This is a genomic window from Sorangium sp. So ce204, assembly GCF_051526795.1.
Classification (GTDB): domain Bacteria; phylum Myxococcota_A; class Polyangia; order Polyangiales; family Polyangiaceae; genus Sorangium; species Sorangium cellulosum_B.
Window position 1 is genome coordinate 2,737,662 of record NZ_CP150317.1, and the last position, 9,146, is coordinate 2,746,807.

Consider the following 9,146-nt stretch of genomic DNA (forward strand, 5'->3'; position numbering starts at 1 on the left):
CGCGCCCATGCCGAGGCCGAGGCCCCGAACCACGAGAATCACGAAGAAACCCGAGCTCCGGCCGCTCGCTCGAGCGACATGCTGCGTGCCATGGCCCATTCGGAAGGCGCCATGACCCCGGCGCAGAACAGGTATTGCGAGCGCCTGGGCATCGCCGTTCCCCGCGTCGAGGACGTCGCAGCGCAGGGCGCGGCGAAGCTCTTCCACCTCATGATCGTCGCCCTCCTCGAGCGCGGCGCCCCCATGACCCTTGACGACATCGCGGAGCGCCTCGAATCGGCTGGCGTGCTCGCCGAGACCGGCGATCTCGCCTATTCGCTCAAGAAGGCGTGGCACGGCATGGCGCCGGTGTACCGCGACGCGACGGGCAACTTCGGCCTCGACCTCGACGCCTTCGCGCTTCGCATGATCATGCAGGTCACCGGCCTCTGCGAGACGCGCGCGGCGCCTCCGCCTCCCGCGCCGACACCTCCCGCGCCTGGCGACGACGTCCCGCTGTCCGCCGAGGAGCTCGACGCGGCATTCCGCGATCGGTTCATCACGAGCCTCTCATGGGTCCGCCAGGCCGCGGCCGTGCTCGACGCACGGCAGACGGCGATGACGGCGGAGGAGATCGAGGCCTTCCTCGCAGCGATCACGAGACACCGAACGCCGCTCCGCGAAACCAACGGGCCAGAGAAGAGCGACCTGTTCCTCTTCGGTGACGGCGGACGACTCACGCTCGACCCGCTCGCGCCCGGCCTCACCGCGATGCGGCGGGCGATCCGCAAGCTGTCGCAGCCGGAGCTCGTCCGGCGGGCGGAGCGCGCGGCGTCCGCGGAGCGCCTCGCGGTCCGCCGGGCGGAGCTCGACGCGGAGGCACGACGCGACGCCGAGATCGCGCGAAGGGCGCGCCGTGCCGTCGTTCGCGTGGTGCCTTTCGCGGAGGAACCGCAGGCCGCGGCGGTGCTCGACGTCGGCCAGCGATCGATCCGGGTCTTCATTGGCCGCGACATCGCAGAGCTCGCCGGCATGCTCGATCGGTTCGACGTGATCGCCGGCCTCAACATCCGAAACACGCTGCGCGCGCTCGGGCTCGACGCCGACCGGCGCCGCGTCGTGGACCTCAGGCCGCCGAAGAAGTCGAGACGGCTGAACCGCGCGGGCCGCACGCTGGAGATCACGCCGGAGCTCCTCATCGCCGGCACCACCGGAATCAGCCGCCCGCTCGGCGACCTCGAGAAGATGGCGGGCTACCTGGTCGAAGGAGACCATTCGAAGCTCGCGCGCCGGCTCGAGAGCGACGTCAAGGCGCTTTATGCATTCTACCATTACGGTGTCATCCAAGGCTTCGTCCGGCTCCGCTGGGGCTTCATCGACGAGGGCTTGACCACCGAGTGGGCGCTGCCCGGCGACGTGAGCCTCTACCGGCAGCTGAAGAGCGCCAGCGAGACGGGCACGCCCATCGATCTGGTGATCGGCGTGGCGCCTGGCTGGGCCGAGCCCTGGTCGCGAGCGCAGCGCGTCCGCATCCTCGAGCTCCGCTTCAACGATGTCCTCGTCGCCGAGGGGGAAGGGCGAGCGGCGTTCGCGATCGCACGGCACGAGATCCAGGCCGTTCGCCTGGCTCCCGAGCACACCGAGCAGAGCGCGACGCAGGATGGATCGTGGCGCGAAGAGAGAGGTTGAACCACACCGCCACGGCGCATTGACCCGCCCGAATGCCCCTGGCACCCTGCGGCGGTCATGAACGCTGCCCTCCCCAGCACCCTGGAGCTCCTGCTCGCGGACGCCACCGAGCGCCGCCCCACCCTCGCGGCGGGCCTGCCCGAGGTGACGGCGGGCATTGCGCCGCGGCCGGACAAGACGTCTCGTCGTGTGGACGCGCTCGTGCGCGAGATGCCCGACGCAGATCCCAACGATCTCGCTCTCCAGCGCTGGTCGGTGATCGCGCCCGAAGGCGCGCTGGGCGACGAGGCGCTCGAGGCGATCGCGCCGCTCCTCCGGCTCCGGGAGGCGGAGCAAGGCGCGCCGGTGACACCCTACCGCGTCGAGCCCGGAATGGGCATGGCGGAAGCCCTCCGTTGGAAGACCGATGTGCTGCGCGACGAGTCGATTCCGGAGGAGGAGAGGCCCCGGTATCTGCTCCTCCTCGGGGATCTCGACGCCGTCTCCGCCGAGCTCCAGCACGTCCTCGCGAACGGCGCGTTCGTCGGCCGCCTCCACATCGCGGGCGCCGACGGCAAGCCGGATCCCAGCGGCTATGCCGCGTACGCAGACAAGGTGGTGCGCTGGGCCAAGGCGCCTTCTGGATACGACCGGCCCGATGCGCTGTTCTTCGTAGCGGACGACGGCACCGCCGCTACCCAGCTCGGCCGCAGCCTGCTCATCGCGCCTTGCGTCACGATGGCGCAGAGGCAAGGCAGGCGACCGTTCCCGGCCGCGAACGTCATCGAGATCCCAGGCGCCGGCAGCGCCGACGATCTCCTCCGCGCGGGGAGCACGCCGAGGCCTTCCGTGCTCCTGTCCGTGAGCCACGGCCTCGGGCGGCCCCGCGGCGGGTGGGCATCCGTCGATCAGCAGCATGCGCTCCAGGGGGCGCTCTGTGTAGGCGCCCATGGCAGCTCCTCGCCGCTGCTCACGGCGGACATGCTGCACCACGCGCCCTTCCTCCCAGGCGGCCTGTGGTTCTGTCTGGCCTGCTTCGGGGCCGGGACACCGAAGGAGAGCGCGTTCCATCCCTGGCTCTCGCTCCTCGCCCGTGAAGGCGCCTACGGCGGCCAGGTCCAGCGGGTGCTGGCGAGCTTGCCGCAGGGCGGCGAGCGCCCGTTCCTCGCCGCGCTGCCGCAGGCCGCGCTCCGGAATCCCGAGGGGCCGCTCTCGGTGATAGCGCACCTGGATCTGGCCTGGACCTTCGGCTTCGTCGATCCCAACAGGATGACCCAGAGCCGCGCCTCCCGGATCTTCAGCTGCCTCCAGGCCATGGCCCGCGGCAGCCGCGCCGGCGTGGCGCTCGACGCGCTGATGCGCTCCTACCGCGAGGTCAACGACGAGCTGCTCGCCGGCTACCACGCCGAGGAGGACGCGCGCGTGTGGAACCGGCCTTCCCCGGTCGATCCCATGCAGCGCGGCAGCGCGTTCATGCTCCGCAACGATCTGCGGGGTTATGTGCTCCTCGGCGATCCCGCGGCGCGGCTGCCCCTGAAGGGGAGCCAGGCCCCGCACCCGGCAGCGCTGTAGTCGGCAATCGCGCGCCGCCGCGCGTGTCGCTCTCCTGGCTCGCGCAGGTGGGAGCACGCCCACGCCACGCCCACGACGTACGCTACAGCCGTCGATGGAAACGCCGTGGACGGGCAGAGTCCTGCGCCTTCCTTGTCTGTCGCTCCACATCGCGAACCAGGCCAGTCCGTCCAGCGCCTCTCGCCCGTCCGTCACTCACGGAACATCCTCTGTGAGAGACGGTGGCTTTCGTCGCGGGCACCGGCGCGCGCCGTGGACAAGGCGCTGGAGCACAGGCATCTTCAACGATGCGGCATGGTGCGTCTGCTGCGCCGCACGGGCCGCGGGGGAGGTATGGATGCACGCAAACTTGGACGCTTTTCCTGAACCGCTCGCGGTGCTCGACGCGGACCTCCGGTTGCGGGAGGCCAACCTGGCCTGGCGCAACACGTTCGGAGAGGCGGCGCGCCTTGTGCCCGAGGCGGAGGAGGCCGCTCGCGCGGTGCTCGGCGGGGCCCAGCGCCGGGCGGAGATCGACGCCTCGGCGAGCAACGGGGCGAGCCCGCAGCGCTGGACGCTCCTGCGGTGCTCGAGAGCCGAGGGAGAGCCGCTCGTCTTCGTCCACGCTCATGCGGCCGACGACGCCGCGCAGCGCCGCCGCGAGGAGGCGCTCGCCGAGGAGCTGGAGCTCCTGCGCAACTTCATCGACCTCGCGCCCAACCTCATGTTCATCAAGGACCGGCGCAGCCGCTACGTCATGGCGAACAGCGCCCTCGCGAGCTGCTACGGGATGACGCCGGCGCAGGTCGTCCACGCGTCCCAGCACGAGCTCACCACGAGCGTGGATGAGGCCTCAGGCTTCACCAGCGTCGACCGGCAGGTCATCGACACGAGACAGCCCGTGGTCATCGAGGAGAAGGAGACGCGGCCGAACGGCGAGGTGCACTGGTACGAGACGGTCAAGAAGCCCATCCTCCGCAGGAGCGGCGAGGTGCAGGTCGCCTGCTTCTGCGTGGATGTCACCGAGCGCCAGCAGGCGCAGGACGCGCTCCAGAGCTCGGCGCGCGAGCTCGAGGCCATGGCCGCGGCGGCCCGGCGCGAGGCGGACGAGAAGTCGGCGCTCGCGGCCGAGCTCGACCGGAGGCTCGCCGTCATCCAGGCGCAGCACCGGCAGATCCTGGCGCTCTCCGCGCCCATCCTGGAGGTCGCCGATGGCGTCGTCGGCGTGCCCCTCATCGGCGCCATGGATGAGGAGCGGACGGCGACGCTCACCGAGCGCCTCCTCAACATCATCGCGACGCGGCAGGTGCGCAGCGTCGTGCTCGACCTCTCGGCGCTCGAGACGATCGACACGCGCACCGCCGACCGGCTGGTCGGCATCGTCCGCGCGATAGGCCTGCTCGGCGCGCGCGCGGCGATCACGGGGATCCAGCCGGCGGTCGCGCACACGATGACCTCGCTGGGCATCGATCTGTCGAGCATGGTCACGATGCGCACCCCGAAGGACGCGATCCGCCTCTTCTCGACGACCGGTCCAGCGCGCTAGTCCGGCGGGCGCGTCACATCGGCTCTTGAAGGTCCTTGTAGCTCGGCAGCGCGCCGAAGTTGAACCCGATGCCGAAGTTGTAGACGAGCCCCGGCCCCTCGAGGCTCTTCATCATCGTGAGCTCCGGGTGGATCGCGAAGCTGTCGGAGGTCCGGAACTGGAACCCGAGGCTACCCCGGAGGAGGAGGCCATCCGCGGTCGCAGCGGCCTCATCGTCGTTTGCGATATTGCTCGAGGAGAGGCCGTAGGTGACGCCAGGGGTCAGCACGATCGAGAACCAGTCCGTCGGGTTCACGCCGAGCATCACCGGCGCGTGAAGGTAGACGATGTGGACCGACGCGTCGTCGGACGCGAGATAGAAGTACTGAACCCCCGGATCGACGGCGAGATCAAAGACGCCGCGGACGGGGTTCACCTTGAGATCGACGCCGAACGAGCTGAGGTTATGGACGTGGGCGCCGACGTCGAGGATGTCCGTCAAGCCGGTCCGGAGCTGATACGAGGGCAGCGTCGGCACGAACCCGCTGGTCGTCCTCGTCCTCGCCTCCGCCTGGCCGGTCTCCGGATTCTCCACGAGCTCGGCGGTCTCGCCGATGTAGCCGAAGCTCTCGAGCGACACCGAATGCGCGACCTTGCCGGGCGCCACGGTCCGCGGGGTTCCGTAGGAGTTCGGGTTGGGGCAGCCCGAGAGCAGGGCGCCGAAGAGCAGGACGGCCGGAAGCGCAAGGAGACGAGCAGATGGCTTTCGCATAGCCGACCATCCTATCCATTCCACACGTGCGATGTCCATGCACATCGCGGAGAAAGCAGCATTACAGCGGCATGGCTTCACGCGGGGGTTACGCGTGGTTTACGCGTGGTTTACGCGTGGTTCACGCGTGAACCAGGCAAGCGGGACGCCGCCGGCTCGACGCTGTCGGGGAGTGTCCTCGTGCAGCGTGGGAGCGCTGTTGTTTCAACATGCAACGTCCGTGATCGGTCGACTCGCCACTCCCTTGTTGGGACCGGGCCATGGAGCGTATACGTCGGCGGCCCCACGCTCCTTCCTTCGCCCAGCGTCGAGGCAGGGCCCGAGCTTGACTCGAGGACCCGAAGCAGAATCCGGCATGGGGTGGCGCTCACCGCAGCTGGGGCATCCGCTGCAGGTGGGGCACGCCGGCGAGGGATCCGGCCAACACGCGGGCGTGCCGCCGCACCTCGTCAGCGCCGAGCGGCCCTCCATGGCCCAGGTGGAACGTCTGTATCCCCTCGTCGACCAGCCGCGTGAGCTCGACGCCGACGGCGCGCGGGTCCAGCTCGAAGGGGGGACGGATAGCGTGGCCGAGCCGCGCGAGCCCGCCCAGCATCAGCCCCGAGGCGACCAGATCTCCAACCAGCGCCTCGCGCGACTCGAGGACGACCGAGAGTGAGCCCTGGGTGTGCCCGGGGGTGTGGCGCACGCGACCCGCGACCCCGTAGGGAGCCAGATCGAGCGTCTCGTTGCCGGACAGCACGAGGTCGGGCGCGACGGGGGCGTAGCGCTCGTGCACGAGAGGGGCCCGGACGAACAAGCGGCCGAACCAACCGGTCGGACAGAATGTCATCGGGGCCCGCCCGTTGAGGTGCTCGAGCTCGGCCTCGTGGGCGACGACGAGCGCCCCGGAGCGCTCGCGCAGCTCGGCGGCGCTCCCGGCATGGTCGACGTGCGCATGAGTGACCACGATCGCCTTCAAGTCGGACCAGCCACGGCCCGCGCGCGCCAGCGCCTCGCCCACCCTGGGCGCCGCGTCCGTCACGCCCGCATCGACAAGCACGCAACCCGTGGCGCCGACGAGCAGGTAGGCGTTGAGCATGCGAAAGGGTAGAATGGGCACGCGAATGATCTGGGCGGCAGACATGATGTTCCTCCGGGGCCGAACGCCTGGCCCCAAGGTGGCGTGTCGAGGCGGCTCTCGCCTGGCCCGATTCGACGCGGCGGATGGTCCACGATGGAACTGACCCACGTGGCGACACCTCCGGAGTCGATGCTCGAGCGCGCGGTGCGGACCGGCCCTGGCGAGCTGCTCTGGCTCGGCGCCGAGCCCTTCGAGGTCCGCTGCGAGCCCAGACAGGCCGCGGGGCTGCTCAAGATCATCGCCGTGGCCGAGGGGGAGGGGGTGATCGCGCAAGGAGGGCGCCGGGCAATCCTGCGCGAAGGGACATTCGCCTGGTTTCAGTCGGACACCCCCTTCGAGCTGACGATGAGCCGGGGCCGGCGGCTGCTGCTACGGCTGCCTCTCTCGGCGGTGCAGCAGAGGCACCCGGGGGTCGACGTACGGACGGCCGTCACGCGCGGCGAAGAGCACGCGGGCGAGCGGGTCGTGGCGGGGCTCTTGCGCCAGATCCTGTGCGAGAGCTCCTCGCTGTCGGAGCGCGACTGCGTGGCGGCCGTCGGCGTGGTGCTCGAGGCGATCGGGATGTGCGGCCGCGCGCCCGAGCTTCCGCAGGCGAGGGTCGAGCGGGCGCTGGCCGACATCGAGGTTCGCCTCGGCGATTCGACCCTCCAGCCGGCGGATATCGCGCGGGCGCAAGGGGTGAGCCGCCGTTACCTCGACGGCGTGATGGCAGAGCAGCTGGGCTGCTCGCTGGCCGCGCACATCCGGCGGCGCCGGCTCGAACGGGCGGCGAGCGAGCTCTCGCTCCGCCCGCTCGAGGCCGTGTCCGAGGTCGCCGCGCGCTGGGGCTTCCGCGACACGAGCCACTTCACGCGCTTGTTCCGGGGCCGCTTCGCGACGACGCCCGCGGCCTACCGGCGCGCGGCGCTTCACGGCACGTGCGGGGGCGGGGGCCGGCGCTCGGCCGACGCCGCGTCGCCGGCCCGGGGCTCTTCAGCCGCGGAGTAGCCCGCCCTACGTCAGCACGGGGCGCGCCTCGGGAGAGCCCGCCTCGCCGGCCGGCGTGGGCTGGTTCCGCTCGAGGGCCTCGATGCGCCCGAGGAACGCGCGCCCCTTGGCCGGATCCGTCATGTACACGAACGCCGCGAGCCCCTTGAGCTGCGCGAGCGTCTCGCCCTTGCCCGGCCTCCCGAGCTCCCGGTTGCGGATCGCCGCGCGCAGCGCGCGCACCCGATCGCGCGGGACGCGCGCCGCCGGCGCCCCCTCGCTCGCCTGGTTGACGACGAGGCCCGTCACCTTCTGCCGGCTTCCCTTGCGCATCACCACCGTCTTGCTCGGATGCAGCCGGAAGCCCTCCGAGCTCAGGATCTCCCGGAGCCCGCGGAGCAGCGCGCCCACCGGCGCGCGCGGCCGCGCGGCGCCGGACGCCTCGGGCGCGCGGAAGGAGAACGTGAGATCGTCAGCATACCGCGTGTAACGAAGTCCCAGCTTGCGGGCGAGGCCGGACGCGCGCCGATCGAGCCGCAGGCAGATCGCGTTCGTGATCGCCGGGGAGGTGGGCGCGCCCTGCGGGAGCACGCGCGGGCCCGTGGCCACATAGAGCGTCTGCCCCCGGAACTGCACGACGTCCCGCGGCGCCTCCGTCGAGAGGAGCGCCACGAGCGTCGCGGGACCCTCGGCCACGCCCGCCTTGCGGAGCAGGCCGCGCACCCGGCGCCACGTGATCGTCGGGAAGAAGTCCTTGATGTCCACCTTGACGATCGTGTCGGCGCCGGCGTGCGCGGCGGCGTTCGTGACGATGGATCGGCTCGCCAGGAAGCCGTGCGCCGCGGCGTGGACCGGCAGCTTCTCGAACAGGTTGCGGAGCGCCCAGCGCTGCGCGCGCTTCAGATCCCGCTTCGGCGACGAGATGGTGCGCGCGCTGCCGTCGCGCTTCGGGATGTGCCACCGCCGGTAATGGGTGCCCGTGTCGACCTCGCGGTGGTACGCGAGCCAGCGGAGCCGCGGGATCGACAGCCCGAGCGCGCTCGCGAGCTCGGCCGCGCCCGGCAGGTCGGGGAGCCCGTGCGCCCGCGCGCGCTCGCTCAGCCCGGGCACATCGAGCCTGTCCGGCCCGACACGGTCGCTCCAGTGCACGCCCGCGCCGAGGTGGTTGACGTGCGTGGCGACGTAGGCCTCCCAGGCCAGGCGGCGCAGCGCGCGGCGCTCCCGGGCCTCGACCTTCTTGCGCTCCTTCCACTGCGCGCGCTCCCGGTCGGACATCGCCTTGGGATCGCCGGTCGCGAGGGCGCCCTTCGACGTGAGCTCCGCGCTCACCCACGCGTCGATCCCGCCCGCCTCGTCGATCGCCTTCCACCGGGCGACGCGCTCCTCGTGGGCGAGCCGGCGCGCTTCCGCGCCCGCGCCGCGGGCCGCCGCGCCGCCGGGGGCAGGCGGCGTCGTGATGGGGAGAACGACGGGGGCTCGGGCTTGAACGGTCGCGTCGATCTTCGCGGTCATGTCTCGGTGGGAGCGTGGTGGTGAGTCACGATGGAAGCGATCTGTCCTCG

The 9,146-nt window shown here is 71.4% G+C and carries 7 protein-coding genes; 4 read left to right on the forward strand and 3 right to left on the reverse strand.

What is annotated here, in order from left to right; all coding sequences use genetic code 11:
* Positions 1–90: 90 nt before the first annotated feature.
* The 3 genes from WMF22_RS10445 (at position 91) to WMF22_RS10455 (ending at position 4,744) form a co-directional block, all read left to right on the forward strand.
* Positions 91–1,668 (forward strand): hypothetical protein, encoded by a 1,578-nt coding sequence (locus WMF22_RS10445; RefSeq protein ID WP_438035634.1) that lies wholly within the window; start codon positions 91–93, stop codon positions 1,666–1,668.
* A 57-nt stretch (positions 1,669–1,725) separates the two neighbouring features.
* The gene (locus WMF22_RS10450; RefSeq protein ID WP_438035635.1) at positions 1,726–3,219 is read left to right on the forward strand and encodes a hypothetical protein; all 1,494 of its coding nucleotides are present in this window, start codon (positions 1,726–1,728) and stop codon (positions 3,217–3,219) included.
* A gap of 349 nt (positions 3,220–3,568) precedes the next feature.
* Positions 3,569–4,744 carry a PAS domain-containing protein gene (locus tag WMF22_RS10455; RefSeq protein WP_438035636.1) on the forward strand — a complete coding sequence of 392 codons (1,176 nt, stop codon included), beginning with the start codon at positions 3,569–3,571 and terminating at the stop codon, positions 4,742–4,744.
* A gap of 13 nt (positions 4,745–4,757) precedes the next feature.
* Here WMF22_RS10455 and WMF22_RS10460 read toward each other — a convergent pair whose 3' ends face one another.
* Positions 4,758–5,495, reverse strand: coding sequence for a hypothetical protein (locus tag WMF22_RS10460; RefSeq protein WP_437298965.1), 738 nt, complete (start codon positions 5,493–5,495; stop codon positions 4,758–4,760).
* Positions 5,496–5,862: 367 nt separating this feature from the next.
* Complete coding sequence (locus WMF22_RS10465) at positions 5,863–6,621, reverse strand: MBL fold metallo-hydrolase (RefSeq protein WP_438035637.1); 759 nt, start codon at positions 6,619–6,621, stop codon at positions 5,863–5,865.
* A gap of 90 nt (positions 6,622–6,711) precedes the next feature.
* On the opposite strand from WMF22_RS10465, the gene WMF22_RS10470 reads away from it, so the two are divergent.
* Positions 6,712–7,605 carry a helix-turn-helix transcriptional regulator gene (locus WMF22_RS10470; RefSeq protein ID WP_438035638.1) on the forward strand — a complete coding sequence of 298 codons (894 nt, stop codon included), beginning with the start codon at positions 6,712–6,714 and terminating at the stop codon, positions 7,603–7,605.
* 6 nt (positions 7,606–7,611) lie between these two features.
* Here the strand turns inward: WMF22_RS10470 and WMF22_RS10475 are convergent, their stop codons facing one another.
* The gene (locus WMF22_RS10475) at positions 7,612–9,096 is read right to left on the reverse strand and encodes a reverse transcriptase family protein (protein ID WP_437298968.1); all 1,485 of its coding nucleotides are present in this window, start codon (positions 9,094–9,096) and stop codon (positions 7,612–7,614) included.
* Between the last annotated feature and the right edge of the window lie 50 nt (positions 9,097–9,146).